At 63.4% G+C, this 24,218-nt stretch carries 27 protein-coding genes and 1 pseudogene; 14 read left to right on the top strand and 14 right to left on the bottom strand.

All coding sequences use genetic code 11. The features are described from left to right. Nucleotides 1-37: 37 nt before the first annotated feature. The 4 genes and pseudogenes from UB48_RS22045 to UB48_RS27770 all read right to left on the bottom strand — a co-directional run. A complete protein-coding gene (locus tag UB48_RS22045; protein WP_045201006.1) occupies nucleotides 38-805 on the bottom strand; it encodes a uroporphyrinogen-III synthase in 768 nt (255 codons plus the stop codon). Continuing rightward, nucleotides 802-1,743 carry a hydroxymethylbilane synthase gene (hemC, locus tag UB48_RS22040; RefSeq protein WP_045201004.1) on the bottom strand — a complete coding sequence of 314 codons (942 nt, stop codon included), beginning with the start codon at nucleotides 1,741-1,743 and terminating at the stop codon, nucleotides 802-804. The genes UB48_RS22045 and hemC overlap by 4 nt, the downstream gene beginning before the upstream one ends. Nucleotides 1,744-1,864: 121 nt before the next feature. Continuing rightward, nucleotides 1,865-2,611: a LytTR family DNA-binding domain-containing protein gene (locus tag UB48_RS22035; protein ID WP_045201002.1), complete on the bottom strand. Its 747-nt coding sequence runs from the start codon at nucleotides 2,609-2,611 to the stop codon at nucleotides 1,865-1,867. Continuing rightward, nucleotides 2,608-2,715 (bottom strand): annotated as a pseudogene (locus UB48_RS27770) (sensor histidine kinase); the annotation flags it as partial. The pseudogene UB48_RS27770 and the gene UB48_RS22035, both read right to left, overlap by 4 nt. 219 nt (nucleotides 2,716-2,934) lie before the next feature. On the opposite strand from UB48_RS27770, the gene argH reads away from it, so the two are divergent. Next, nucleotides 2,935-4,329: an argininosuccinate lyase gene (gene argH, locus UB48_RS22030; RefSeq protein WP_045201000.1), complete on the top strand. Its 1,395-nt coding sequence runs from the start codon at nucleotides 2,935-2,937 to the stop codon at nucleotides 4,327-4,329. Between the two features lie 17 nt (nucleotides 4,330-4,346). On the opposite strand, the gene UB48_RS22025 is transcribed toward argH, so the two are convergent. Continuing rightward, on the bottom strand, nucleotides 4,347-5,027 hold the full coding sequence (locus UB48_RS22025) for a glutathione S-transferase family protein (protein WP_045200998.1): 681 nt from the start codon (nucleotides 5,025-5,027) through the stop codon (nucleotides 4,347-4,349). Between the two features lie 119 nt (nucleotides 5,028-5,146). Beyond that, the gene (locus UB48_RS22020) at nucleotides 5,147-5,809 is read right to left on the bottom strand and encodes a glutathione S-transferase (RefSeq protein ID WP_045200996.1); all 663 of its coding nucleotides are present in this window, start codon (nucleotides 5,807-5,809) and stop codon (nucleotides 5,147-5,149) included. 146 nt (nucleotides 5,810-5,955) lie between these two features. On the opposite strand from UB48_RS22020, the gene UB48_RS22015 reads away from it, so the two are divergent. From UB48_RS22015 to UB48_RS22005, 3 genes are all read left to right on the top strand, one after another. Further along, complete coding sequence (locus tag UB48_RS22015) at nucleotides 5,956-6,240, top strand: hypothetical protein (protein ID WP_045200994.1); 285 nt, start codon at nucleotides 5,956-5,958, stop codon at nucleotides 6,238-6,240. Between the two features lie 84 nt (nucleotides 6,241-6,324). After that, entirely contained in the window at nucleotides 6,325-6,570 is a 246-nt protein-coding gene (locus tag UB48_RS22010; RefSeq protein ID WP_045200993.1) for a TIGR02647 family protein, read from the top strand. A gap of 158 nt (nucleotides 6,571-6,728) precedes the next feature. Further along, the gene (locus UB48_RS22005) at nucleotides 6,729-9,575 is read left to right on the top strand and encodes a class I adenylate cyclase (RefSeq protein WP_045200991.1); all 2,847 of its coding nucleotides are present in this window, start codon (nucleotides 6,729-6,731) and stop codon (nucleotides 9,573-9,575) included. 3 nt (nucleotides 9,576-9,578) lie between these two features. On the opposite strand, the gene rnk is transcribed toward UB48_RS22005, so the two are convergent. The 3 genes from rnk to cyaY all read right to left on the bottom strand — a co-directional run bounded on the left by rnk (nucleotide 9,579) and on the right by cyaY (nucleotide 10,685). Further along, nucleotides 9,579-9,998, bottom strand: coding sequence for a nucleoside diphosphate kinase regulator (gene rnk / locus UB48_RS22000; protein WP_045200989.1), 420 nt, complete (start codon nucleotides 9,996-9,998; stop codon nucleotides 9,579-9,581). A 133-nt stretch (nucleotides 9,999-10,131) separates the two neighbouring features. Next, a complete protein-coding gene (locus UB48_RS21995; protein ID WP_045200987.1) occupies nucleotides 10,132-10,353 on the bottom strand; it encodes a DUF1289 domain-containing protein in 222 nt (73 codons plus the stop codon). Beyond that, complete coding sequence (gene cyaY, locus UB48_RS21990; RefSeq protein WP_045200985.1) at nucleotides 10,353-10,685, bottom strand: iron donor protein CyaY; 333 nt, start codon at nucleotides 10,683-10,685, stop codon at nucleotides 10,353-10,355. The genes UB48_RS21995 and cyaY overlap by 1 nt, the downstream gene beginning before the upstream one ends. Before the next feature lie 195 nt (nucleotides 10,686-10,880). On the opposite strand from cyaY, the gene UB48_RS27455 reads away from it, so the two are divergent. Genes UB48_RS27455 through UB48_RS21960 form a run of 6 tightly spaced genes read left to right on the top strand, consistent with a single transcriptional unit; the run spans nucleotide 10,881 to nucleotide 15,452 of the window. Continuing rightward, complete coding sequence (locus tag UB48_RS27455) at nucleotides 10,881-11,018, top strand: lipoprotein (protein WP_045200983.1); 138 nt, start codon at nucleotides 10,881-10,883, stop codon at nucleotides 11,016-11,018. A gap of 9 nt (nucleotides 11,019-11,027) precedes the next feature. After that, complete coding sequence (gene lysA / locus UB48_RS21980) at nucleotides 11,028-12,275, top strand: diaminopimelate decarboxylase (RefSeq protein ID WP_045200981.1); 1,248 nt, start codon at nucleotides 11,028-11,030, stop codon at nucleotides 12,273-12,275. A gap of 4 nt (nucleotides 12,276-12,279) precedes the next feature. Beyond that, on the top strand, nucleotides 12,280-13,110 hold the full coding sequence (gene dapF / locus UB48_RS21975; RefSeq protein ID WP_045200978.1) for a diaminopimelate epimerase: 831 nt from the start codon (nucleotides 12,280-12,282) through the stop codon (nucleotides 13,108-13,110). A 13-nt stretch (nucleotides 13,111-13,123) separates the two neighbouring features. Then, on the top strand, nucleotides 13,124-13,861 hold the full coding sequence (locus UB48_RS21970) for a DUF484 family protein (RefSeq protein ID WP_045200976.1): 738 nt from the start codon (nucleotides 13,124-13,126) through the stop codon (nucleotides 13,859-13,861). Further along, the gene (gene xerC / locus UB48_RS21965) at nucleotides 13,861-14,760 is read left to right on the top strand and encodes a tyrosine recombinase XerC (RefSeq protein WP_045200974.1); all 900 of its coding nucleotides are present in this window, start codon (nucleotides 13,861-13,863) and stop codon (nucleotides 14,758-14,760) included. The genes UB48_RS21970 and xerC overlap by 1 nt, the downstream gene beginning before the upstream one ends. Further along, nucleotides 14,757-15,452, top strand: a complete 696-nt coding sequence (locus UB48_RS21960; protein WP_045200972.1) for an HAD family hydrolase — start codon at nucleotides 14,757-14,759, stop codon at nucleotides 15,450-15,452. Before xerC ends, UB48_RS21960 begins: the two co-directional genes overlap by 4 nt. Before the next feature lie 56 nt (nucleotides 15,453-15,508). Here UB48_RS21960 and sutA read toward each other — a convergent pair whose 3' ends face one another. From sutA to glnK, 3 genes are all read right to left on the bottom strand, one after another. Beyond that, nucleotides 15,509-15,835, bottom strand: a complete 327-nt coding sequence (sutA, locus tag UB48_RS21955; RefSeq protein WP_045200970.1) for a transcriptional regulator SutA — start codon at nucleotides 15,833-15,835, stop codon at nucleotides 15,509-15,511. Between the two features lie 464 nt (nucleotides 15,836-16,299). Then, nucleotides 16,300-17,634 (bottom strand): ammonium transporter, encoded by a 1,335-nt coding sequence (locus UB48_RS21950; protein WP_045200968.1) that lies wholly within the window; start codon nucleotides 17,632-17,634, stop codon nucleotides 16,300-16,302. Nucleotides 17,635-17,675: 41 nt separating this feature from the next. Beyond that, nucleotides 17,676-18,014, bottom strand: coding sequence for a P-II family nitrogen regulator (glnK, locus tag UB48_RS21945; RefSeq protein ID WP_002555808.1), 339 nt, complete (start codon nucleotides 18,012-18,014; stop codon nucleotides 17,676-17,678). A 329-nt stretch (nucleotides 18,015-18,343) separates the two neighbouring features. On the opposite strand from glnK, the gene UB48_RS21940 reads away from it, so the two are divergent. From UB48_RS21940 to UB48_RS21925, 4 genes are all read left to right on the top strand, one after another. After that, the gene (locus tag UB48_RS21940; RefSeq protein WP_010221117.1) at nucleotides 18,344-18,607 is read left to right on the top strand and encodes an accessory factor UbiK family protein; all 264 of its coding nucleotides are present in this window, start codon (nucleotides 18,344-18,346) and stop codon (nucleotides 18,605-18,607) included. 7 nt (nucleotides 18,608-18,614) lie between these two features. Next, on the top strand, nucleotides 18,615-18,968 hold the full coding sequence (locus UB48_RS21935; RefSeq protein ID WP_045200965.1) for a gamma-glutamylcyclotransferase family protein: 354 nt from the start codon (nucleotides 18,615-18,617) through the stop codon (nucleotides 18,966-18,968). A gap of 260 nt (nucleotides 18,969-19,228) precedes the next feature. Continuing rightward, nucleotides 19,229-20,722, top strand: coding sequence for a YifB family Mg chelatase-like AAA ATPase (locus tag UB48_RS21930; protein ID WP_045200963.1), 1,494 nt, complete (start codon nucleotides 19,229-19,231; stop codon nucleotides 20,720-20,722). A 55-nt stretch (nucleotides 20,723-20,777) separates the two neighbouring features. Beyond that, nucleotides 20,778-22,208: a mechanosensitive ion channel family protein gene (locus UB48_RS21925; protein ID WP_045200961.1), complete on the top strand. Its 1,431-nt coding sequence runs from the start codon at nucleotides 20,778-20,780 to the stop codon at nucleotides 22,206-22,208. A 3-nt stretch (nucleotides 22,209-22,211) separates the two neighbouring features. Here UB48_RS21925 and UB48_RS21920 read toward each other — a convergent pair whose 3' ends face one another. Both UB48_RS21920 and UB48_RS21915 read right to left on the bottom strand, forming a co-directional pair. Then, complete coding sequence (locus tag UB48_RS21920; RefSeq protein WP_045200959.1) at nucleotides 22,212-23,498, bottom strand: FAD-binding oxidoreductase; 1,287 nt, start codon at nucleotides 23,496-23,498, stop codon at nucleotides 22,212-22,214. A 118-nt stretch (nucleotides 23,499-23,616) separates the two neighbouring features. After that, the coding region (locus UB48_RS21915) for an aldehyde dehydrogenase family protein (protein WP_045200957.1) at nucleotides 23,617-24,218 on the bottom strand (602 nt) is incomplete at its 5' end.

Genomic DNA, 24,218 nt, shown 5'->3' with positions numbered 1-24,218 from the left:
CTTTGCTTTGTGGCACGTCGCCAATCAGCTTAGCGCCTTAGGGGGCTGGTGCAGGAGTTTCCTGCAATGTTGCCAGCAAAGCCGCGGCGCTGGCACCACGGCAATCCACTACATTCTGTGCGCCACTGGCGCGGGCAAGTTCCGCCACCCGTGGGCTGGGCACGAACAACGGCAATTGCGCCAACTGCGGCCAGTGTTCACCGGCCAGTTGGCGCAAGTGTTGAAAACCCTGCCCACTGCTGACCACCAGGCCGTTCAGGCGTTCCCCGGCGATACACCGGACCAGAGTGGCCTCAGGGTAATGCGGCAGGTAGCGGCGATACAACTCAAGGTAATCGACCCGCGCGCCGAGTGCCGCCAGACGCTCGGCGAGCAGCTCGCGCCCGCCTTCGCCACGGATGATCAGCACCCGGGATTGCGGGCGCTTGATCGCGGCGGTCAACGCCGGCAGTTGCAGCAGCGCTTCGCTGTCATCACCTTGTGCCGGGTAGCTGACATTCAGACCGTGGTCGTCGAGGATCTGTGCGGTGGCAGCGCCAACGGTGAACCAGGCTTGCGCGGGCAGCTGCGGCCAGTGCGCGTTCAGTTGCTCAAGCGCCAGGCGCGCCGCCGGCTTGCTGACGACGATGATCGCGCTGTACTGGTCGAGCGCCTGCACCTGGCCAAGCTGCGCCGGCGTCAGCGCCAGCGGCTCGGTTTCCAGCAACGGCAGGCTGCTGCTGAACACGCCCTGCTCGGCAAGCGTGCGGGCCAGCGCGCTGCACTCTTCGGCCGGCCGGGTCAGCAGCAGGCGCCAGGCGCTCACGGGTGCCCGGCCTCGCCGTAGACCGCCTTGAGGATGTCTTCAGCACCTTGAGCCAGCAGGTCTTCAGCGACCTTGATACCGAGCGCTTCGGCCTCCTCGCGCGGCGCACGGGCCTGAGCCGTGAGCAGCTTGCCGCCAGCCGGTTCGCCAACCAGGCCGCGCAGCCACAGCTGCTCGCCTTCGAGCACCGCGTAGCAGGCAATCGGCACCTGGCAGCCACCATTGAGGTGTTTGTTAAGGGCGCGCTCGGCAGTCACCCGGTCGGCGGTGTCGGCGTGATGCAGCGGCGCCAGCAGCGCATGGATTTCGCTGTCGGCACTGCGGCACTCGATGCCCACTGCGCCCTGGCCGCCTGCGGGCAGGCTGTCGTCGACGCTGATGCTGGAGGTGATACGGTCTTCGAAGCCCAGGCGGATCAGGCCGGCGGCGGCGAGGATGATGGCGTCGTACTCGCCGGCATCGAGCTTGGCCAGACGGGTGTTGACGTTGCCGCGCAAGAAGCGGATCTCGAGGTCCGGGCGGCGGGTCAGCAACTGCGCCTGGCGGCGCAGGCTTGAGGTACCGACGATACTGCCGGCCGGCAACGCCTCAAGGCTGTCGAAGGTGTTGGAAACAAAGGCATCGCGCGGGTCTTCGCGCTCGCAGATGCAGAACAGGCCCAGGCCTTCGGGGAAGTCCATCGGCACGTCTTTCATCGAGTGCACGGCGATGTCGGCCTGGTTTTCCAGCAGCGCGGTTTCCAGCTCTTTGACGAACAGGCCCTTGCCGCCGATTTTCGACAGCGGCGAGTCGAGCAGCTTGTCGCCACGGCTGACCATCGGCACCAGGGTCACGACCAGGCCGGCATGGGCCTGTTCCAGACGGGCTTTGACATATTCGGCCTGCCACAGGGCCAAGGCACTTTTGCGGGTGGCAATGCGGATTTCGCGAGTGGACATGGAACGATCCGTACGAGATAGATTCGCCCGATGATAACAGCTCAGTCCAGACCGCTAGCAGATCTAAATCATGGTAGGAGCCGACCATCCCTGGCCGTCGACCGCTCCCTGGTCCCCGCCCTTAAAGCTGTTGCATCATTTTGCGTACACCAGCCACATGCCGGCGGCTGACGATCAGGGCATCACCGTTGAGGCCCTTGAGGAATAGCTGAAAATGCCCAAGCGGCGTGCGTTGCAGACGTTCGATGCGGTTGCGGGCGACCAGCGCATTGCGGTGAATGCGCACAAAGCGTTCACCAAACTCGTCTTCCAGAGCCTTGAGCGGCTCGTCCAGCAGCACTTCGCCGGCCTCGTGGCGCAAGGTCACGTATTTGTGGTCGGCAATGAAGTAGATCACCTGGTCGAGCGGAATCAGCTCGATACCCTTGCGGGTGCGCGCGCTGATATGGCTGCGCGGGCCGCTGCCGCTCTCGGCGGCCGGGCGGGTCAGGGCCGCCAGTTGCACGCGGTTGGGCCGTTCGGCCTTTTTCAAGGCGTCGCGCAGGCTGTCGGGCTGCACCGGCTTGAGCACGAAGCCCAGGGTGCTGTCCTTGAACGACTCGACGGTGAACTCATCGTCACCGGTGCAAAACACCACCGCAGGCGGTGCTTCGCGTTCGCACAGCCGGGCAGCGACCTGCAGGCCATCCAGGCCCGGCATGCGAATGTCGAGCAGGACCACCTCAGGCTTGAGGCTGTCGATCAGGGCCAGGGCCTCTTCGCCATTGGTGGCGCTGGGCTCCAGCACGGTATAGCCCTCCAGTTCGCCGAGCAGTCGGCTCAGGCGTTCCCGGGCTTGGGGTTCGTCATCAACGATCAGGACATTCATATAGCGCTGGATTCCTGCGTGAGTCTCGCACAAGGATAGCGTAGACAGGTGAGGTGACGACCGTCACGGCGATCCACGCTCAGACTCGCACGATGGCTAAAGATTCACTGGCCCGGCAGGAAACATGCCGCGCCTCTGTCCAACTGTAGACGGTTGCCGCAACACTGCCGTTCAATCGATAAATATCCTGTTGCAAGCGCGCTGTCGCGGGCCTGTGCTGCGACATAAACCCGCATTTGCCCCGACCGCCGCACTCCGGCAGCCCCGCCAATCCTGCTATGATCGACGCCACTTTTTCCGTTCACGCCTTCAAGAGTGAATCCATGAGCACCGACAAGACCAATCAGTCCTGGGGCGGCCGCTTCAGTGAGCCCGTCGACGCCTTCGTCGCCCGTTTCACCGCCTCCGTCAATTTCGACCAGCGCCTGTACCGCCACGACATCATGGGTTCGATCGCCCACGCCACCATGCTGGCGAAGGTCGGCGTCCTCACCGACGCCGAGCGCGACACCATCATCGATGGCCTGAAAACCATCCAGGGTGAAATCGAGGCCGGCAACTTCGACTGGCGCGTCGACCTTGAAGACGTGCACATGAACATCGAAGCGCGCCTGACCGACCGCATCGGCATCACCGGCAAGAAGCTGCACACCGGCCGTAGCCGCAACGACCAGGTCGCCACCGACATCCGCCTGTGGCTGCGTGACGAAATCGACCTGATCCTGGCCGAGATCACCCGCCTGCAGCAGGGCCTGCTGGAGCAGGCCGAGCGCGAAGCCGAGACCATCATGCCCGGCTTTACCCACCTGCAAACCGCGCAGCCGGTGACTTTCGGCCACCACCTGCTGGCCTGGTTCGAAATGCTCAGCCGCGACTATGAGCGCCTGGTTGATTGTCGCAAGCGCACCAACCGCATGCCCCTGGGCAGCGCCGCGCTGGCCGGCACCACCTACCCGATCGATCGCGAACTGACCTGCCAGCTGCTGGGCTTCGAAGCTGTGGGCGGCAACTCGCTGGACGGCGTTTCCGATCGCGACTTCGCCATCGAGTTCTGCGCCGCCGCCAGCGTGGCGATGATGCACCTGTCGCGTTTCTCCGAAGAGCTGGTGCTGTGGACCAGCGCGCAGTTCCAGTTCATCGACCTGCCCGATCGCTTCTGCACCGGCAGCTCGATCATGCCGCAAAAGAAGAACCCGGACGTCCCGGAGCTGGTGCGCGGCAAGACCGGCCGTGTGTTCGGCGCCCTCACCGGCCTGCTGACCCTGATGAAAGGCCAACCGCTGGCCTACAACAAGGACAACCAGGAAGACAAAGAGCCGCTGTTCGACGCCGCCGACACCCTGCGCGACTCGCTGCGTGCCTTTGCCGACATGATCCCGGCGATCAAGCCTCGCCACGCCATCATGCGCGAAGCGGCCCTGCGCGGCTTCAGCACCGCCACCGACCTGGCCGACTACCTGGTGCGCCGCGGCCTGCCGTTCCGTGATTGCCACGAAATCGTTGGCCACGCGGTGAAGTACGGCGTCGATACCGGCAAGGACCTGGCCGAGATGAGCCTGGACGAACTGCGCCAGTTCAGCGACCAGATCGAGCAGGACGTGTTCGCCGTGCTGACCCTCGAAGGCTCGGTCAACGCCCGTGACCACATCGGCGGGACTGCGCCTGCGCAAGTACGCGCCGCCGTAGCCCGCGGCAAGGCGCTGCTCGCCGCGCGCTAAGCCCTTCCTGCGTCTTGCTACCCAGCCAGTTCTGCCTGGGTAGCCGCACGCAAGCGCTGAAGGAAAGCCGGCGTTTCGGCTTTCCTGTCAGCTGCAACCTTGTGCACATTCGGATTTTCCCCCAGTCGCTCGAACAGTGCCCGGGCGCCCGGCAATGGCTGCAGGTAATCAATGCCGAACAGACGCTGGCCAACCTGGCACGCCAGGTCGACGCTATAGAGAAAGTACAGGTCCGCCAGGGTAAGGCACTCGCCTGCCACATACGGGGCGAATCGACCGCGCTGGGCCAGGGCGGCAAAGCCCTTGTCCAGATCACGCCGGGCCTTGGCCTTCAAGGCCTCCGGGGTCGCCCTGCCGGCAAAGAACACTTCGACATAGCAGTAGCGGGCGGGCAGTTCGATGTACAGCTCGATTTCCTTGGCCAGCGCGCGCACCTGGGCGCGCTGGAAAGGTTCGGCCGGCAACAGCGCCACCTCAGGGCAGGCCTCTTCGAGGTAATCGAGGATGGCGTCGGTTTCGCTGATAAAGCCCTGCGCCACCTCCAGCACCGGCACCTTGCCGCGCGGGCTGATCGCCAGCACTTGCGGGTTCTGGCAACCATGCAGGGGCACCTCCTCGAACGGCAGGCGTTTTTCCAGCAGGGCGAGCTTGACCATGTTGTAGTAGTTGCTTGCAGAGAATCCGTGCAGTCGGAACATTTCCGGCCTCCTAGCCGCGTGAAGTCTCTGCATTTTTGGAACGAATCAAGCCAGAAAGCTGCCGTATGCTTCCGATAGACACGTAGGAGCTTTCTGCTTTTGCCTCAATAGTGCTCCAATCAGCGCTTGCCCGAGCGCACCATCTCGAGGAAAGCCGGCATCTGCGCTTCCTTGTCGGCGACGATCTTCTGTACGTTCGGGTTGTTCTTGAACTGCTCCAGCAGCGCCTTGGCCTGTGGGAAGTCTTCCAGCACATCGATGGCAAAAACCTTCTTGCCCACGGCATAGGCCAGGTCGACGCTGAAGCAGAACAGCAAGTCGGCGATGGTCAGGCTGTCGCCGGCCACATAAGGGCTGAACTTGCCGTTGCGCTTGAGGGTAGCGATACCGGCCAGCAGTTCGGTCTTGGCCTTGGCCTTGATGGCTTCATCGACCTGGGCGCCGAAAAACGCTTCGGGGTAGCAGGCACGTGCGGGCAGCTCGATGTACAGCTCGATTTCCTTGGCCAGCTCGTGAACCTTGGCCTGGGCAAATACCCCCTCTGGCAGCAGTGCCTTGCCTGGCTGGGTCTGCTCGATGTAGTCGAGGATCAGGCTGGTTTCACTGAGAAAACCGTCTTCGCTCTGCAGCGCCGGTACTTTGCCGCGCGGGCTGATTTTCAGCGCTTCGGGGCTCTGGCCGCCGAAAAACAGCACTTCCTCAAACGGTACGCCCTTTTCCAGCAGCGCCAGTTTGACCATGTTGTAGTAGTTGCTGACCGCGAATCCATGAAGCTTGAGCATGAAACAGCCTCCAGGCCGAAAAGGGGTTGGCCGGGTTGTTATAGACCCAAGTGCCGGGTACTGACCAGCATCATGAAGATTGTCGATAACAAGGCATTGCTGCCGGGCCCGTGGCAAACTGGGCACCCCAAAAGAGGAAAGCGCCCATGAGCGAACCTACCGATATCGACAACGACGACGAAGCGTTCGCCGAGTCGACCCTGATCGAAGCGATCGAGAACCAGATCGAAAGCGACAACCCGCCAGCGGCCAAGGCCACGTTCAACAAGCTGACCCTGGTGGGCTACGAGCGTGAAGACATCCTCAACCTTATGGCCCACGTGCTGGCCTACGAGATTGATGCGATGCTTGAAGACGACCGCGCGTTCAACACCGAATGGTACGAAACCGCCTTGCGCGCCCTGCCCGAGCTGCCGCCGGAAAAGGACTGAAGCAAAGCAGGATTTCCCTGACTACACTGCAAAACCAGGCACCGGCGACGGTGCTGCCCTCCTTGTCTGGAAGTCGGAGTCTTTATGTCGTTTACCCCCGAACTGATTGCCGAGCTGGAAGTCCTTGCCTTGTTCAACCTGGATAGCAGCCAGGAAGGCATCAAGGTCCATAACACTGCCTCCAAGGAGGTGATCGCCGCTGCGCGTCGCCTGTACGAGAAAAAGCTCACCGACCAGCCCGATGGCGGTTATCTGACCAGCCTTGGTCACGATGCTGCCGAGAACGTGCAGGTGTTGCTGAACATTCTGAACGTCGTCGAACCTGCCTGATCGGGACTGCCTTGCAGTCCATCGCCGGCAACGCCGGCTCCCACAGCGGGGGCTGGCCTTGCTAGCGGTAATCTCCACTCCATCGCTAATAAAATGGCGTCAAAATTAAAATAGCTTAAACTCGCCATTGCTCCCTAGACGGCCGGTTTCAGCTCGCCATGAACCACCCCCACGAAATTCGCCCCGACCTCGACCAGGGCATTGACCGCAAGGTGCTCAGCCAGCTGCGCCAACGCTTCCTGAAGCTCAACCAGGGGCGCCTGGGGCGGGCCATGGACGGGCTGTCGAGCCGCCAGCAGCAGGTCTTGACCCTGCTGCCGCTGTTTTTTCACGTCAATCACCCACTGTTGCCCGGTTATGTCTCAGGCACGACGCCCGCGGGGGTCGCCAACTTCGAGCCTGATGCGCAACTGCTGGCCGAAGCCCAGCGCCTGACCCGCTCATTTTCGTACAAGGCCCGACGCGGCAACCCGCCCCAGCCGATTCACGGGCTGTTCCTGATGGGCAGCCTGGGCACCCTGGCCCAGGCCGAGCAGAGCGACATGGACGTCTGGGTCTGTCACGCCGCCGACCTGAGCGAAAGCGACCTGGCGGAGTTGCGCAAAAAATGCCTGCTGCTGGAAATCTGGGCCGCCAGCCAGGGCACCGAAGCCCACCTGTTCTTGATCGAGCCGCAAGGCTTCGTCCAGGGCGAACGCGACGGCCAGCTCAGCTCCGACGACTGCGGCACCACCCAGCATTACCTGCTGCTCGACGAGTTCTACCGCACCGCCATCTGGCTGGCCGGGCGCACACCCTTGTGGTGGCTGGTGCCGGTCTATGAAGAGCCACGCTACCGGCAATACATCCAGACCCTGCTGTCCAAGCGTTTCGTGCGTGCCGAAGACCACCTCGACCTCGGCCACCTGGCGCACATCCCTCCGGGCGAATTCGTCGGCGCCGGGCTCTGGCAACTGTTCAAGGGCATTGAATCGCCCTACAAGTCGGTGCTCAAGCTGCTGCTTACCGAGGTCTACGCCAGTGAACACCCGCAGGTGCAGTGCCTGAGCCTGCAGTTCAAGCAGGCGGTGTTCAGCAATCGCCTCGACCTCGACGAGCTCGACCCCTACATGATGGTCTACCGGCGTATCGAGCAGTACCTGCAAGGCCGCGGCGAACGCGAGCGGCTGGAGCTGGTGCGGCGCAGCCTGTACCTGAAGGTCAACAAGAAGCTCAGCGGCCTGGCCCGCCAGCGCAGTGCCAGCTGGCAGCGGGACCTGCTGCAGCGCCTGAGCCAGGAATGGAGCTGGGATCAACGCCAGCTGGCGCTGCTCGACAACCGCAGCCAATGGAAAGTCCGTCAGGTGGCGGTCGAGCGCCGGGAGCTGGTAGCCGAGCTGAACTACAGCTACCGCTTCCTCTGCCAGTTTGCCCGCAGCCAGAACGCCACCAGCCGCATCGACCAGCGCGATCTCAGCGTGCTCGGCCGGCGCCTGTATGCCGCCTTTGAACGGCGCGCCGGCAAGGTTGAGTTCATCAACCCGGGCATCGCCCCGGACCTCGCCGAAGACACCCTGACCCTGGTGCAGTCACCCAACCGCAAAGAGCCAGGGCAGACCCACTGGGGCCTGTACAACGGCAACCTCGGCGTGCACGAGTGGGAGCACTTCGCGCCGATCAAGCGCTGCCGCGAACTGCTCGAACTGCTGACCTGGGCGCACCGCAACGGTGTGATCGACAGCAGCACGCGCCTGGCCCTGCACCCGGGCAGCAGCGACCTGAGCGAGTATGAGCTGTTCAACCTGCTCGGCAGCCTGCAACAGAGCGTCGCCCTGCCCCTGACGGTGGTCAGCGAACAGCGCCTGCTGCAACCGAGCGTGGTGGACGAGATCTTGCTGCTGGTCAATGTCGGCATCGACCCGCTACAGCACCACCGCGACCTGAACATCCTGATGACCACCGAGCGCACTGACTCGCTGAGCTACGCCGGGGTGCGCGAAAACCTGGTGCTGACCCTCGACCAGGTCACCCTCAACAGCTGGAACGAAGTGCAGGTGCACCGCTACGACGGCGAACATGCCCTGCTGCGTTGCCTGCGTGATTATCTCAACAGCCTGGGCGCCGGCCACACGCCCAGGCTGCGGGTCCGCTGCTTCTGCCACAACCGCGCCCAGGCCATCGCCCTGCGGGTCGAGGAAGTGTTCGCCAGCACTCAGGCGCTGCTGGCGCAGAACCTCAACCAGCGCTACCTGTTGCAAGTCGAGCAGCACACCCATGTACTGGAACTGCAACGCGGCGCGGTAAACCTGGTGACCCTCGACGATCCGGACGCGGTGCTGCGCTACCTCGGTGAAGAACGCAGCGACTACAGCCCCCTGCACCTGGACGCCAATGCCCTGCAGGAGCTCGACCTGGCGCAACTGCTGCCGCTGGGCCAGCCGCAGTGCATCCAGCTGTTCTATCGGCTGCAGGACACCTGTGCGGATGTCTACGTACTCGATGAGCACAATGCCCTGTGGCAGCAGCGCTTGCCGTTTCACGATGAAAACAGCCTGTTGTTGCCGCTTCAGCGCTTCTTGCAATCGATCGTGTTTCGCCGCGATGCGCGCCTGCCACTGGACAGCCTGCAGGCCCAGGGTTCACTGGATATTCTTTATTACCAATTGTTGCCATCAGGCACTGGCAAGGTTCGCCAGGTAGAAGCGCGCCAGGTCGAGGTCAAGGCCATCGACCGGCCCTACTACGAAGTGCAGGCGATTCTGCAGGCCGGCGCCAGCGATGACGTGCAAGTCACGCTGTACTGCAATCAGCGGGAGTTTTCCCAGCTCGAGCATGGCGACCAGCTGTATGCGGTGGTCGCCCGCGAGATCATCGAGCAGCGCCGCGAGGCTGAGCGCTACCGCTGCTACATCACCGACCTGGACTTGTCGGGCCTGCTGGCCGATGGCCTGGGCTCGAGCATTCTCTACCTGCGCTACAAGGGCGAACTGGAGCGGGCGCTCAACGAGGCCCTGGCGCAGGCTTGAGGCTCAGAGGTCGAAGTCACCTGCCGCTTCTGGCTGGTATTCGACTTCAAGCAGCTTGAGCTTGAGGGTCTTGCCGCCTGGGGCCGGCCAGTCGATCTGCTCGCCTACCGACAAGCCCAGCAGCGCGCTGCCGATCGGCGCGAGGATAGAGATCTTGCCTTCGTCGGCGTTGGCGTCTTTCGGGTAGACCAGGGTCAGGTGGTAGTCCTTGCCGCTGGCTTCTTCGCGGCAATGAACCCGGGAGTTCATGGTCACGACACCGGCCGGAACTTCCTCGTGACCGACCTGGTCGGCGCGGTCGAGCTCGTCCTGCAAGGCGAGCACACCCGGCGAGTCCTGCGTCTTCTCATCGAGGCTGTCGATCAGACGCTCGAGACGCTGCACGTCCAAGCGGGTGACGATAATGGAAGGGTGGGTGCTCATGATCCGGTCAGACTCCTTTTTTTGGGCGATATAAAGCAAAACCCCGCCCAAGGGCGGGGTTTGCAGGAATTCGGCACAGCCGAAACAGGTTCGACACTACCACAGCCAAGTAAATACACAATACCCGCAGGGTCTATGCCAACCCGGCCAGCTGTCGACGCGCCAGCGCCTCGCGGCAGATCTGCCGGCGCTGCTCGTCATCGGCCGCGCGCCACTGGCGAATGTCCTCGACATGGCGATAGCAACCGATGCAGACCTTGTGTTCATCCAGCCGGCAGGTGCTGATGCACGGCGACGGTACTGCCGGGCTGACGTTACTGTAGAGCGGCTTGGCCGGCTTGGCTGCGCTGCTCATCAGATGTCGTCGAAATCGAGCTTTTCACCCGCCCGCTCCCAGACGATGCGCTCCAGCATCTCGCCCAGCAGCTCCTCGGTCTTTTCACAGGTCCACTTGCCGTTCTGCTCGTCGTAGTCGAAGTGGAAACCACCGGACTTGTCGGCCAGCCACAGCTGGCGCAGCGGTTCCTGGCGGCTGAAGATCAGCTGGCTACCGTTGTCGAACTTGATGGTCAGGACCCCTGCCGAGTTCTCCATGTCCAGATCCAGGTCAGTCTCGTCGAACAGGTCTTCCAGCGCCTGTTGGGTCGCGTCGACCAGGTCGTGAAAACGCGCTTCGGTCAAACTCATTGCAAGAACCTCAAAAATGTCTGCACACACGCAAGCCGGGCAAGATACGAGCGCGGCGCGCCGAATGCAAAGGATACCGACCTGCGCCAGGCAGCGCAGCCACCACCCCGCCCGACGGCGGGTTGCCCGCATAGGCAAGGGGCCGGGCGCTCGGTATACTCGGGCGCAATACTGCTTATTACAAAGGATTACGCCATGAAGCGCCTGATCTCCACCCTCGCGGCGCTCGTCGCGGTTGCCTGCCTCGTTTCCGCCTGCGGCCAGAAGGGCCCGCTGTACCTGCCAGACGACAGCAAAGACGGTAAAAAGTCGCAATCGCACAAGCACCAGTAAGGGTAACCCATGGACGCTTTCAACTACCGCGACGGTCAGCTGTTCGCGGAAGGCGTGGCCCTGTCGGCCATCGCCGAACGTTTCGGCACGCCGACCTACGTCTACTCGCGCGCCCACATCGAGGCCCAGTACCGTAGCTACGCCGATGCTCTGGAGGGTGTTTCGCACCTGGTGTGCTTCGCCGTCAAGGCCAACTCCAACCTCGCTGTGCTGAACCTGCTGGCCCGCCTGGGCGCAGGTTTCGACATCGTTTCCGGCGGTGAGCTGGAGCGTGTACTGGCCGCGGGCGGGCGTGCCGATCGCGTGGTGTTCTCCGGCGTCGGCAAAACCCGCGAAGACATGCGCCGCGCCCTGGAAGTCGGCGTGCACTGCTTCAACGTCGAATCCACCGACGAGCTCGAGCGCCTGCAGGTAGTGGCCGCCGAAGTGGGCGTACGCGCGCCGGTTTCGCTGCGGGTCAACCCGGACGTCGATGCCGGTACCCACCCGTACATCTCCACGGGCCTGAAAGAAAACAAGTTCGGTATCGCCATCGCCGATGCCGAAGAGGTGTACATCCGCGCCGCGCAACTGCCGAACCTGGAAGTGGTCGGCGTCGACTGCCATATCGGCTCGCAGCTGACCACCCTGGAACCCTTCCTCGATGCCCTCGACCGCCTGCTGGCGTTGATCGACCGCCTCGGCGACTGCGGCATCCTCCTGCGTCACCTGGACCTGGGTGGCGGCGTCGGTGTGCGTTATCGCGACGAAGAGCCGCCGCTGGCCGGCGACTACATCAAGGCCATCCGCGAGCGCGTCGGCGACCGCGACCTGGCCCTGGTATTCGAGCCGGGCCGCTATATCGTCGCCAACGCTGGCGTGCTGCTGACCCAGGTCGAGTACCTCAAGCACACCGAGCACAAGGATTTCGCCATCGTCGATGCGGCGATGAACGACCTGATCCGCCCGGCCCTGTACCAGGCCTGGATGAACGTCACGGCGGTGCAGCCGCGTGCCGGCGAAGGCCGTGTTTACGACATCGTCGGGCCGATCTGCGAAACCGGCGACTTCCTCGCCAAGGAGCGCGAGCTGAACCTGGCCGAAGGCGACCTGCTGGCGGTGCACTCGGCGGGCGCCTATGGTTTTGTCATGAGCTCGAACTACAACACCCGTGGTCGTTGTGCCGAAGTGCTGGTCGATGGTGACCAGGCCTTCGAAGTGCGTCGTCGCGAAACCGTGGCCGAGTTGTTCGCCGGCGAAAGCCTGCTGCCGGAGTAAACCCATGCTGCTGCGTTTTACCAAGATGCATGGGCTGGGCAACGACTTCATGGTCCTCGACCTGGTCAGCCAGCATGCGCACATTTTGCCCAAGCACGCCAAGCAATGGGGCGACCGCCACACCGGCATCGGTTTCGACCAGTTGCTGATCGTCGAGGCGCCGAGCAATCCGGAAGTGGATTTCCGCTACCGAATCTTCAACGCCGACGGCTCCGAGGTCGAACAGTGCGGCAACGGTGCGCGCTGCTTTGCGCGCTTCGTGCTGGACAAGCGCCTGACCGCGAAAAAACGTATCCGCGTTGAGACCAAGGGCGGCATCATCGAACTCGACGTGCGCAACGACGGGCAGATCAGCGTCGACATGGGCCCGCCGCGGCTGGTGCCGGCCGAGATCCCGTTCGACGCGCCGGCCCAGGCCCTGAGCTATCCGCTCGAGGTTGCCGGGCGCACAGTCGAACTGGCGGCCGTGTCGATGGGCAACCCCCATGCGGTGCTGCGCGTCGACGACATCAACGCCGCGCCAGTGCACGAGCTGGGCGCGCAGATCGAACATCACCCGCGCTTCCCGCAGCGGGTCAATGTCGGTTTCATCCAGGTCATCGACCGTCACCGCGCGCAACTGCGGGTGTGGGAACGCGGCGCGGGCGAAACCCAGGCCTGCGGTACCGGTGCTTGCGCCGCTGCCGTGGCGGCGATCAGCCAGGGCTGGATGGATTCACCGCTGTTGATCGACCTGCCGGGTGGGCGCCTGTCCATCGAATGGGCAGGCCCGGGCAAACCGGTGTTGATGACCGGCCCCGCCGTACGCGTGTTTGAAGGACAGGTTCGTCTATGAGTGAGTACCAGCCATGACCGATCAGCCCCAGGCTCCCGCCGAACAGCCCACCGACCTTAGCGCCGAGGGCTCGACGCCCACCCTCGGGGCTGAGGCCGTGGTTGCCTACCTGCGCGACAACCCGACGTTCTTCGCCGAGCACGACGAACTGCTCAGCGAGCTGCACATTCCCCATCAGCGTGGCGATAGCGTGTCGCTGGTCGAGCGCCAGCTCAAGCTGCTGCGCGACCGCAATATCGAGATGCGTCACCGCCTGTCGCAACTGATGGACGTGGCCCGCGACAACGACCGGCTGTTCGACAAGACCCGCCGGCTGATCCTCGACCTGCTCGATGCTGACAGCCTCGAAAGCGTGGTGATGGCTGTCGAAGACAGCCTGCGCCAGGAGTTCAAGGTGCCCTTCGTCAGCCTGATTCTGTTCGGTGAAACCGCCGCTCCGGTCGGCCGCTGGGTCAACAGCGGCGACGCCCAGCAAGCCATTGGTGGCCTGTTGTGCGCCGGCAAGACGGTCAGCGGCAACTTGCGCGATCATGAGCTGGACTTCCTGTTCGGCGAAGAGCAGCGCAAGGAAGTCGGCTCCAGCGCCGTCGCCACCCTCAACCACCAGGGCCTGCACGGCGTACTGGCGATCGGTAGTCGCGACCCGCAGCATTACAAGAGCACGGTCGGTACCCTGTTCCTCAGCTACATCGCCGAAGTGCTCGGCCGGGTCGTCCCGCGCCATACCCAGACCCTGCGTCCGGTGCGCTAGTGGAACGCCAGCTGGAGGCCTTCTGCGCGCACTTGCGCAACGAGCGCCAGGTGTCCGAACACACCCAGCTGGCCTACCGACGCGACCTCGAAAGCGTCCTGGCGTTCTGCGCCAAGGGCGGCATCGACAGCTGGAACGCCCTGCAGATCCAGCACCTGCGCCAACTGATCGCCCGCCAGCATCACCAGGGCCAGTCCTCGCGCAGCCTTGCCCGCCTGCTCTCAGCGGTGCGCGGTTTCTACCGTTACCTCAACCGTGAAGGCCACTGCAGCCACGATCCGGCCAACGGCCTGTCAGCGCCCAAGGGCGAACGGCGCCTGCCCAAGACCCTCGACACCGACCGTGCCCTGCAACTGCTGGAAGGTGCGGTCGAGGATGAATTCCTCGCCCGCCGCGACCAGGCCATGCTCGAGCTGTTCTACTCCTCCGGCCTGCGCCTGTCGGAGTTGACCAGCCTCAACCTGGAGCAGCTCGACCTGCCCGGCGGCCTGGTGCAAGTCCATGGCAAGGGCAGCAAGACCCGCGTGCTGCCGGTCGGGCGCAAGGCCCGCGAGGCGCTGGAGCAATGGCTGGTGCTGCGCGCCGGCAGCGGCCCGCAGGACGGCGCGGTGTTCGTCAGCCAGCAGGGCCGGCGCCTGGGCCCACGGGCCATTCAACTGCGGGTGCAAGCCGCTGGCGCCCGCGAACTGGGCCAGAACCTGCACCCGCACATGTTGCGACACTCCTTCGCCAGCCACTTGCTGGAATCGTCCCAGGACCTGCGCGCCGTACAAGAGATGCTCGGTCATGCCGACATCGCCACCACGCAGATCTACACTCACCTGGACTTCCAGCACCTGGCCGCCGTGTATGACAGCGCCCACCCCCGGGCCAAACGCAGTAAGGGCAGTGACTCATGAGCATCAAGCTGATCACCTTCGACCTCGACGACACCCTGTGGGACACCGCACCGGTGATCGTCAGCGCCGAGACCACCCTGCGCGACTGGCTAGCGGCCAATGCGCCAACCCTGGGCGCGGTTCCGGTCGAGCACCTGTATGCCATTCGCGAGCGCCTGGTGCAGGCAGAACCCGGGCTCAAGCACCGCATCAGCGCCCTGCGCCGGCGCGTACTGTTCCATGCCCTGGAAGAGGTCGGCTACAGCGAGAACAAGGCCCGTGAGCTGGCCAACGAAGGCTTTGAAGTGTTCCTCCACGCCCGCCACCAGATCGATATCTTCCCTGAGGTGCAGCCGGTGCTGGAGATCCTCCGTCACCACTACACCCTGGGCGTGGTCACCAATGGCAACGCCGATGTGCGCCGCCTGGGCCTGGCCGATTACTTCAAATTTGCCCTGTGCGCCGAAGACCTAGGCATCGGCAAACCCGACCCGCAACCCTTCCTCGAAGCCCTGCGCCAGGGCGAAGTCGAGGCGACTGCGGCGGTGCACATTGGCGATCACCCCGGCGATGACATTGCCGGGGCCCAGCGCGCCGGCCTGCGGGCGATCTGGTTCAACCCCCAGGGCAAGGCCTGGGAAGCCGAGAACCGCCCTGACGCGGAGATCCAGCGCCTGTCGCAGCTGCCTGAACTGCTCAACAGCTGGCGCTGAAGCGCAGACACAAAAAAGCCCGCAGCGACGGCGGGCTTTCTTGCTGACGGGGCCACTCAGATAGGGCGGCTACCGTACTTGTTGTCCGGCTTCTTGGGCGGATCGGCGACCACGTTGGCCTCCACTTCCTGCACCTTGCCACCACGGGAGAGAAACTCTTCCATGGCCTTGGCCAGGGCATCACGCTCCTTCTGCTTGGCTTCCATGCTCGGCATGTCTTCTACCGAGACTGCCGCCGACTTCGACTTGCCTTTGGCTACGGGAGCCGGGCTGTCGTCGCCGCTGTCGTCAGCCACATCATCGGCTGCCGCTTCGAGGCCTTCATCGCCTTCGTCTTCATCGCCTACTTCGAGGTCGTCAGTTTCCAGATCGTCGTCGCTCATGTTCTACCTCATGACTTGCGAAAAGCAGATTAGTTATAGACCAGCAACGTCGAAAATCGACAGCTGCCAGAAAAAATTCAAGCGCCGCAGGCAGGCTGCGGGCCGTGGTTGCGCCACAACGAATGGCGAGAACCGGGCAAACCCCACGTCACGGGCGAGGTCTGTACAAATAAAGAGCGGGCGGCGGTAATGCGCCGACATACCCTGGCATGATCGACTCGCTTATTGGCAAGCCTAGCAAAGGGTACGGAAGTTTGCGGACAGCTCGTCAGCACCCTTCGGCGCGCATTCTAGCGTGCTCAGAGAAAAAGCAAAGTGCCTAAATTTCACTGAGCGCTGTAAGTTTTCTACCCACGTCGCACGCAGCCATCAAAGCGCGGCAAGAAACCGTTTGCGCCTGAGAGAAGTGACAAAATCCGGACAAAAAAATGCCCGGCAAGCCGGGCAAGATTTTTTCGAGGACGTTACAGGTTGTAGCCGCGCTCGTTGTGTTGCGCCAGGTCGAGACCGACCGACTCTTCTTCTTCGTTGACCCGCAGGCCCATGACCAGATCCAGCACCTTGAGAATCACGTAGGTGACGATCGCGGTGTAGATCACGGTAAAGCCGACGCCCTTGGCCTGAATCCAGACTTGCGCGCCGATGTCTTCGACGGTGCCGAAGCCGCCCAGTGCCGGGGCTGCGAACACGCCGGTGAGGATCGCGCCGACGATACCGCCGATGCCGTGCACGCCGAAGGCATCCAGGGAGTCGTCGTAACCCAGCTTGCGCTTGAGGCTGGTGGCGCAGAAGTAGCAGATCACGCCCGCCACCAGGCCGATTACCAGGGCGCCCATCGGCCCGACAGTGCCGGCAGCCGGGGTGATGGCCACAAGACCGGCGACCACGCCCGAGGCGATGCCCAGTGCGCTTGGCTTACCGTGGGTCAGCCACTCGGCGAACATCCAGCCCAGGGCCGCTGCGGCGGTAGCGATCTGGGTCACCAGCATGGCCATGCCGGCGGTGCCGTTGGCGGCAGCGGCGGAGCCTGCGTTGAAGCCGAACCAGCCAATCCACAGCATGGCCGCGCCCATCAGCGTATAGCCGAGGTTGTGCGGCGCCATTGGCGTGGTCGGGAAGCCCTTGCGCTTGCCCAGTACCAGGCAGGCCACCAGGCCGGCAATACCGGCGTTGATGTGCACCACGGTGCCGCCAGCGAAATCGAGCACGCCCCAATCCCACATCAGGCCGCCGTTACCGCTCCAGACCATATGGGCGATGGGCGCATAGACCAGGGTGAACCAGATGGCCATGAAGATCAGCATCGCCGAGAACTTCATGCGCTCGGCAAAGGCGCCGACGATCAGCGCCGGAGTGATGATCGCGAAGGTCATCTGGAAGGTGATGAACACCGCTTCAGGGAACAGCGCCGCCGAAGAGGTCAGGCTCGCCGGGGTCACGCCGGCGAGGAACGCCTTGGACAGACCGCCAACGAAGGAATTGAAGTTGACGACACCTTGCTCCATACCGGTGGTATCGAAGGCCAGGCTGTAGCCGTAAACCACCCACAGGACGCTGATCAGGCCGGTGATCGCAAAGCACTGCATCATCACCGACAGCACGTTCTTGGAACGCACCATGCCGCCGTAGAACAGGGCCAGACCAGGGATGGTCATGAACAGCACCAGGGCTGTAGCGGTCAACATCCAGGCGGTGTCGCCGGAGTTGAGCACGGGGGCTGCCGCCTCCTCTGCCAGGGCCAGGCCAGGCATTACGAGGGACAAAAGGGCTCCTAGCCCTGCGAACTGACGCAGAGTCATATTGTTATCTCCTGGGGCGTTGGGGTTTGGTGAGGCTTTTTTTAGATCGCGTCGGTATCGGTTTCGCCGGTACGGATGCGAATCGCCTGCTCCAGATTGACCACGAAAATCTTGCCGTCACCGATCTTGCCGGTGTTGGCCGCCTTGGTGATCGCCTCGATGACCCGGTCCAGATCCTTGTCGTCGATGGCGACGTCGATCTTCACCTTGGGCAGAAAATCGACCACATACTCAGCGCCGCGATACAGCTCGGTGTGACCTTTCTGCCGGCCGAAACCTTTGACTTCAGTGACAGTAATGCCCTGCACGCCGATTTCGGACAGCGACTCGCGCACGTCGTCCAACTTGAACGGCTTGATGATGGCAGTGACTAGCTTCATGAAACTCTCTCCCGAATTGGTGGACTTGCCCCAGGAAAACAAACCCGACTCAAGTCTAAGCGCAGTGCCTGGCTTTGTAACGCGTCGTCATGGTGACTGCATCAGTGCATGGGTCATGAAGGACATAGCAGAAACCTTGCCAGAATGGTTAAAGCCAAGAATTACAGGGACTTAGGTTGCACAACCCGACTTGGCCAGTCGCCAGCACGGGTTTGCTGCACAACAACGGTGCGCGGCGTTTCGCCGCCATGCGCGAAAAGCGTGCAGCATTGGGGCCCTGAGGCTGCGTGTTACACTGGCGCCCCATTGCATACTGTGGACAGCCGAACATGCTCGCGCCCAAAGCCTTTCTTGATGCCCTGAGCGACCAGGCCTCGCGCCTGTTCAGCGGCGACACCTCGCAGCCTCGCAGCGAAATCGAAAGCCAGTTCAAAGCCCTGCTGCAAAGCGGCTTCAGCAAACTCGAGCTGGTCAGCCGGGAAGAATTCGACAGCCAGATGGTCGTCCTGGCCCGCACCCGCGCCCGTCTTGAGGCGCTCGAAGCCAAGGTCGCGGAAATGGAAGCACGCCTGAACCCGCCTGCTGCCGAGTGAGCTTGCGATGACGCCTTCTACTGAGTACCCGGTGCTGTTGTTCTCCTATGGCACCCTGCAGGACAAAGCTGTGCAGCTGGCCAACTTCGGCCGTGAACTGGTCGGCCAGGAGGACCAGATGCTCGGTTACAGCCAGGCCTGGGTGGAAATCACCGACCCGCAAGTCCTGGCCACCAGCGGCAAGACCCAGCACCCGATCGTCACCCCCAGCAGCAATGCCGACGACAGCGTACCCGGCATGGTCTTGCAGATCAGCGAAGCCGAACTTGCCGCGGCGGATGCCTATGAAGTGTCCGACTACAAGCGGGTTGCGGTGACCCTGGCCTCTGGTCTGACGGCCTGGGTTTACGTGCGCGCCTGAGCGACGCGGTAGTGGTCAAGGCGTCGCACATAACGCTCGGCGTGGCTGGCTGTACTGGCCTCATCGCGGGTCAAGCCCGCTCCTACAAGCCTGAGAACAGTGCTGAACCTGTCGGAGCTGGCTTGCCGGCGATCGAGTGCGCAGCGCTCGCACTAGTGGTCCTGTAAAAACCAGACTCACTCTTCCCCGCCCCGATCCGCTCCACCCCACTACGCTTGCAGAGCCGCAGGACGCGGCTTTGTCTAGATCATGGAGCGTTCATGTCCCTCGCCCTTGTCCACAGCCGTGCCCAGGTCGGTGTTTCGGCCCCGGAGGTCAGTGTTGAAGCGCATCTGGCCAATGGTCTGCCGGCACTGACCCTGGTTGGCCTGCCGGAAGCGACCGTGAAAGAAAGCAAGGATCGGGTGCGCAGCGCGATCCTCAATTCCGGCCTGGAATTCCCCGCCCGGCGCATCACCCTTAACCTTGCTCCCGCGGATTTACCCAAGGATGGCGGACGCTTTGACCTGGCCATCGCCCTGGGGATCCTTGCCGCCAACGGCCAGTTCCCGATTGCAGCGCTTGGCGAGGTGGAATGCCTGGGTGAACTGGCGCTGTCCGGGGCAATCCGCTCGGTGCAAGGCGTACTGCCCGCTGCCTTGGCGGCACGAGAAGCCGGCCGGGCCTTGGTGGTGCCGCAAGAGAATGCCGAAGAAGCCTGTTTAGCATCGGGCCTGGTAGTGTTTGCAGTCAGTCACCTGCTGGAGTTAGTCGCCCACTTCAACGGCCAGAGCCCGCTCAATCCCTACGCTGCCAACGGCCTGTTGCTGCAGATCCGCCCCTACCCCGACCTCAACGAAGTACAGGGCCAGCAAGCCGCCAAGCGCGCACTGCTGGTTGCCGCCGCCGGTGCGCACAACCTGCTGTTCAGCGGCCCACCGGGCACCGGCAAGACCCTGCTCGCCAGCCGCCTGCCCGGCCTGTTGCCACCGCTGGATGAACGCGAAGCGCTGGAGGTGGCGGCGATACAGTCGGTGGCCAGCCATGTGCCGCTGAGCAGTTGGCCGCAGCGGCCGTTTCGCCATCCGCACCATTCGGCCTCCGGTGCTGCGCTGGTCGGCGGTGGCAGCCGACCGCAACCAGGAGAGATAACCCTGGCCCATCACGGCGTGCTGTTCCTCGATGAACTGCCGGAGTTCGAGCGGCGGGTACTGGAAGTGCTGCGCGAACCGCTGGAATCCGGCGAAATCGTCATCGCCCGGGCCAAGGACAAAATCCGCTTCCCGGCGCGCTTCCAACTGGTCGCCGCCATGAACCCCTGCCCCTGTGGATATCTTGGCGACCCCACCGGCCGCTGTCGCTGCAGCAGCGAACAGATCCAGCGCTACCGCAACAAACTCTCCGGCCCCTTGCTCGACCGTATCGACCTGCACCTGACCGTCGCCCGCGAAGCCACGGCACTATCCACCAACAGCAGCCACGGCGAAAGCAGCGCCACCATTGCCGCGCAAGTCGCCGCCGCCCGCGACATCCAGCAACAGCGCCAGGGTTGCGCCAACGCTTTCCTCGACCTGCCCGGCCTGCGCCATTACTGCGGGTTATCCACAGCCGACCAGAGCTGGCTGGAAAGCGCCTGCGAACGCCTGACCCTGTCCTTGCGCGCCGCCCATCGCCTGCTCAAGGTGGCGCGCACCCTGGCCGACCTGGAACAGGCTGAAAACATCGGACGCGGGCACCTGGCTGAAGCGCTGCACTATCGCCCGAGCAACCAGTAGTAATTGCCCGCATTCTGCTCTTAACTTGGCAACAGCCCACCGCACCGAGACCGGTATGTTCGCATTCGCCCAGAGTTACCCGCTGTTGCTCGGCATTACCCTGATCGTGCTCGACCTCACGCTCTGGCAACTGATACCCGTCAATCGCCGGCCCTGGCGCATCGCTGCGCGTTTGCTGGTGTTTTCGCTGTTCACCTGGGTGCTGATCAGCGCCGGGGTCAGCCCGCTACAACCTGCGCCCTGGGTCGAGGATGTGCCGCGTAATCTGCTCGCTACGGTGCTAGGGATTGCCTGGTGGCTGTTTGCGGCGCGTACCGCGACGGTGGTGATTGGCTTGGTGCTGGTGGCCCGTAGCGGCCACACCGGGCGCTTGCTGCAGGATGTGCTGGGGGCGGTGATTTTCCTGGTGGCCATTGTGGCTGCGGCGGCCTATGTGTTGCAGTTGCCGGTCAAAGGCCTGCTGGCAACCTCGGGGGTGATGGCGATCGTCATCGGCCTGGCGCTGCAGAGCACGCTCAGCGACGTGTTCTCCGGCATTGTGCTGAACACCACCCGCCCCTATCAGATCGGCGACTCGATCAGCATCGACGGCACCGAAGGCAAGGTCATCGAGATCGACTGGCGCGCCACCCGCTTGCTGACTGGCAACGGCAGCATGGCGGTGATTCCCAACTCGGTGGCGGCCAAGGCCAAGCTGCTTAATTTCAGCCAGCCCAGCGATGTGCATGGCGTCTCCATCAGCGTCGTGGTGCCGGCCAAGGTACGCCCGCGACGGGTGCTCGATGCCCTGGAAAAAACCCTGCAAGGCACACGTACCTTGCTGACCAGCCCGGCACCGAAAGCCACGATCAAGAGTTCGAGCCTGGAATCGGTGGAGTACGAGGCCAGCGGTTTTGTCAGTGCCATGAGCCAGAAGACCGAGGTGCGTAACCATATGTTCGACCTCGCCCACCGGCACCTGGAAGCCGCCGGCGTAGTGTGGAACAGCGACTCCCAGCAAGGCCAGGTGTGGAACCGTCAGCGCGCCCTGCTCGAAGACGTGCGCATCTTCCGTTCGCTCAGCAACGAGGAAAAAGACAACCTCAGCCAGCGCATGACCGCCGTGGAATACCTGGCCGACCAGGTGATCCTCGGCGTCGGCGACAGCTCGGATTACCTGCTGGTGATTGGCACCGGGGTAGTGTCGGTCGGCATTCGTGATGGCGACAAGCAGCTCGAAGCCGGGCGCATGGGTCCGGGCGAGGTGTTGGGAGTGGAAGGCCTGCTCGAAGCGGAAGACTCCACTGCCGAGTTCCGCACCCTGACCAGCTGCATCCTCTACCGTATCGACAAGGACGAAGTACGCAGCTGCCTGGAACAACGCACCGAGGTCAAGACCGCTCTGATCAAGTTGCAACGCATCCGCCAGCAAACCCGCCAGTCACTGCTCGAGCAAAAACCTGCAGCCATCAAGAAAGGCGGCTTTCTCAGCTGGCTGCACAAGTAGCGGTCAGAGCACCACGCGCAAGCACTGCCCGGCGTGATACAGCGAGAACCCGGTTTCGTAGAAGCCGGTCCGCAGCGCCGGCGCCGACACCGGTTTCATCGCCGAGAACGGAATCGGCAAGGCATCCGGGTTATCGCACAACAGGTACTGGGCGAAGGCTTTGCCGATCACTGTGCCGGTGGTGTTGCCACGGCCGTTGTAGCCGGTAACGGCGACGATGCCCGGCGCTGGCTCGAACAGGCGCATCAGGTGGTCCGGAGTGAAGTCGATGCAACCGGTCCAATGCATTTCCCACTCGACTTTGCCCAGTTGCGGGAAGTAATGGTTCTGGATGCGATCGGCCCAGCTGCGGATGAACCAGGCCGGCTTGTTGTCGACCCGCCCAAGGCTGCCGAGCAACAGCCGCCCCTGATCATCGCGACGGATGCTGCTGAGCACCGTGCGCGTATCCCATGAACCCTGGCCGTGCTTGAGCACGTTGTCGGCAGCGGCGCCTTGCAGCGGTACCGAAGCGACCTGGTAGTAGTAACCGCGGAAGAACTGGCGTTGCAGGTTGGTCCAGTCGCCCTCGGTGTAGGCGCCGGTGGAGATCACCACCTTGTCGGCACTGACCGAACCCTGGGCGGTTTTCACTCGCCAATTGCTGCCTTCACGCTCCAGGCCTTGCACGGCGGACTGCTGGAAGATCTGCCCGCCCAGGCGCTCGACCGCAGCGGCCAGGCCCTGGGTATAACCCATGGGGTTGATGGTGCCGGCGCGGCGATCGAGCAGCGCGGCGGAAATCTTGTCAGTACCGCAATATTCTTCGCACTTTGCCCCAGTCAGCAGTTCGACATCGGCACCGCGACTGCTCCATTGCTGGTGACGGGCTTCGAGGTCGGCAACGCCGGTGGCGTTGTGGGCCATGTGCAGGGTGCCGCTGTTGTGCGCCTGGCAGTCGATACCCAGGCGTTCGATGGTGGCGAACACCTCGCCCGGCGCTTCGCCCAGCACCTTGTTCAGGCGGCTGCCTTGCTTCTGGCCCAGGGTCGCTTCAACGTCGTCCGGGCGAATCCAGGTGCCGGCGTTGACCAGGCCAACGTTGCGCCCGGAACCTCCGTGGCCGATTTTCCAGGCTTCGAGCAGGATGACTGACTTGCCCTGCTCAAGCAGGTGGATGGCTGCCGACAGGCCAGTGATGCCGCCGCCGATGATGCACACATCGGCCTTGAGTTCGGCGCTCAGCACACGGGATGGCGCGGCGGGCTGGGTGACGTGCTCCCAGAGGCATTGTTGACGCAGTTCTGGCATGGCCGGCTTCCTGTTTTATTCTTGTGCGGTGGTGCCCCTATCGCTGGCAAGCCAGCTCCCACAGGGAGCAGCGGTCCTTGTGGGAGCTGGCTTGCCAGCGATGGGGCCGACTCGGTATTCAGTCGAAGACAATCCCCTGCGCCAACGGCAGCTCGCGGGAATAGTTCACGGTATTGGTCTGCCGGCGCATGTAGGCCTTCCACGAATCCGAGCCCGACTCACGGCCACCGCCGGTTTCCTTCTCACCGCCAAACGCCCCGCCAATCTCCGCACCGCTGGTGCCAATGTTGACGTTGGCAATCCCGCAGTCACTGCCCGCGGCGCTCTGGAAGCGCTCGGCTTCGCGCAGGTCGGTGGTGAAGATGCACGACGACAAACCTTGCGGTACTTCGTTGTTCAGGCGCAGGGCTTCTTCGAACTCGTCGTAGGCCAGCACGTAGAGGATCGGTGCAAAGGTTTCATGACGAACCACGGCGCTCTGGCCAGGCATCTCGACGATCGCCGGGGCCACGTAGTAGGCATTCGGGTACTGGTCCTGAATCTGCCGCTCACCGCCAAACACCTGGCCGCCTTCATCGCGGGCGCGCGCCAGGGCGTCCTGCATGCCTTCGAACGAAGCCTTGTCGATCAACGGGCCGACCAGGTTGTCCTTGCGCGGGTCGCCGATACGAACCTTGGCGTAGGCGGCTTTGACCCGAGCAACCACTTCGTCCTTGATCG

Origin of the sequence: Pseudomonas sp. 2(2015) (assembly GCF_000955865.1) — a bacterium.
Classification (GTDB): Bacteria; Pseudomonadota; Gammaproteobacteria; order Pseudomonadales; family Pseudomonadaceae; genus Aquipseudomonas.
Note: the sequence above shows the minus strand (reverse complement) of the source record. Positions and strands in the feature narration are given on the sequence as shown.

Excerpts from the sequence above, each read along its gene's own strand:
- hemC (WP_045201004.1), bottom strand. The coding sequence starts at position 1,743 with ATGTCCACTCGCGAAATCCGCATTGCCACCCGCAAAAGTGCCTTGGCC.
- UB48_RS22035 (WP_045201002.1), bottom strand. The coding sequence starts at position 2,611 with ATGAATGTCCTGATCGTTGATGACGAACCCCAAGCCCGGGAACGCCTG.
- argH (WP_045201000.1), top strand. The coding sequence starts at position 2,935 with ATGAGCACCGACAAGACCAATCAGTCCTGGGGCGGCCGCTTCAGTGAG.
- UB48_RS22025 (WP_045200998.1), bottom strand. The coding sequence starts at position 5,027 with ATGTTCCGACTGCACGGATTCTCTGCAAGCAACTACTACAACATGGTC.
- UB48_RS22020 (WP_045200996.1), bottom strand. The coding sequence starts at position 5,809 with ATGCTCAAGCTTCATGGATTCGCGGTCAGCAACTACTACAACATGGTC.
- UB48_RS22015 (WP_045200994.1), top strand. The coding sequence starts at position 5,956 with ATGAGCGAACCTACCGATATCGACAACGACGACGAAGCGTTCGCCGAG.
- UB48_RS22010 (WP_045200993.1), top strand. The coding sequence starts at position 6,325 with ATGTCGTTTACCCCCGAACTGATTGCCGAGCTGGAAGTCCTTGCCTTG.
- UB48_RS22005 (WP_045200991.1), top strand. The coding sequence starts at position 6,729 with ATGAACCACCCCCACGAAATTCGCCCCGACCTCGACCAGGGCATTGAC.
- rnk (WP_045200989.1), bottom strand. The coding sequence starts at position 9,998 with ATGAGCACCCACCCTTCCATTATCGTCACCCGCTTGGACGTGCAGCGT.
- UB48_RS21995 (WP_045200987.1), bottom strand. The coding sequence starts at position 10,353 with ATGAGCAGCGCAGCCAAGCCGGCCAAGCCGCTCTACAGTAACGTCAGC.
- cyaY (WP_045200985.1), bottom strand. The coding sequence starts at position 10,685 with ATGAGTTTGACCGAAGCGCGTTTTCACGACCTGGTCGACGCGACCCAA.
- UB48_RS27455 (WP_045200983.1), top strand. The coding sequence starts at position 10,881 with ATGAAGCGCCTGATCTCCACCCTCGCGGCGCTCGTCGCGGTTGCCTGC.
- lysA (WP_045200981.1), top strand. The coding sequence starts at position 11,028 with ATGGACGCTTTCAACTACCGCGACGGTCAGCTGTTCGCGGAAGGCGTG.
- dapF (WP_045200978.1), top strand. The coding sequence starts at position 12,280 with ATGCTGCTGCGTTTTACCAAGATGCATGGGCTGGGCAACGACTTCATG.
- UB48_RS21970 (WP_045200976.1), top strand. The coding sequence starts at position 13,124 with ATGACCGATCAGCCCCAGGCTCCCGCCGAACAGCCCACCGACCTTAGC.
- UB48_RS21960 (WP_045200972.1), top strand. The coding sequence starts at position 14,757 with ATGAGCATCAAGCTGATCACCTTCGACCTCGACGACACCCTGTGGGAC.
- sutA (WP_045200970.1), bottom strand. The coding sequence starts at position 15,835 with ATGAGCGACGACGATCTGGAAACTGACGACCTCGAAGTAGGCGATGAA.
- UB48_RS21950 (WP_045200968.1), bottom strand. The coding sequence starts at position 17,634 with ATGACTCTGCGTCAGTTCGCAGGGCTAGGAGCCCTTTTGTCCCTCGTA.
- glnK (WP_002555808.1), bottom strand. The coding sequence starts at position 18,014 with ATGAAGCTAGTCACTGCCATCATCAAGCCGTTCAAGTTGGACGACGTG.
- UB48_RS21940 (WP_010221117.1), top strand. The coding sequence starts at position 18,344 with ATGCTCGCGCCCAAAGCCTTTCTTGATGCCCTGAGCGACCAGGCCTCG.
- UB48_RS21935 (WP_045200965.1), top strand. The coding sequence starts at position 18,615 with ATGACGCCTTCTACTGAGTACCCGGTGCTGTTGTTCTCCTATGGCACC.
- UB48_RS21930 (WP_045200963.1), top strand. The coding sequence starts at position 19,229 with ATGTCCCTCGCCCTTGTCCACAGCCGTGCCCAGGTCGGTGTTTCGGCC.
- UB48_RS21925 (WP_045200961.1), top strand. The coding sequence starts at position 20,778 with ATGTTCGCATTCGCCCAGAGTTACCCGCTGTTGCTCGGCATTACCCTG.
- UB48_RS21920 (WP_045200959.1), bottom strand. The coding sequence starts at position 23,498 with ATGCCAGAACTGCGTCAACAATGCCTCTGGGAGCACGTCACCCAGCCC.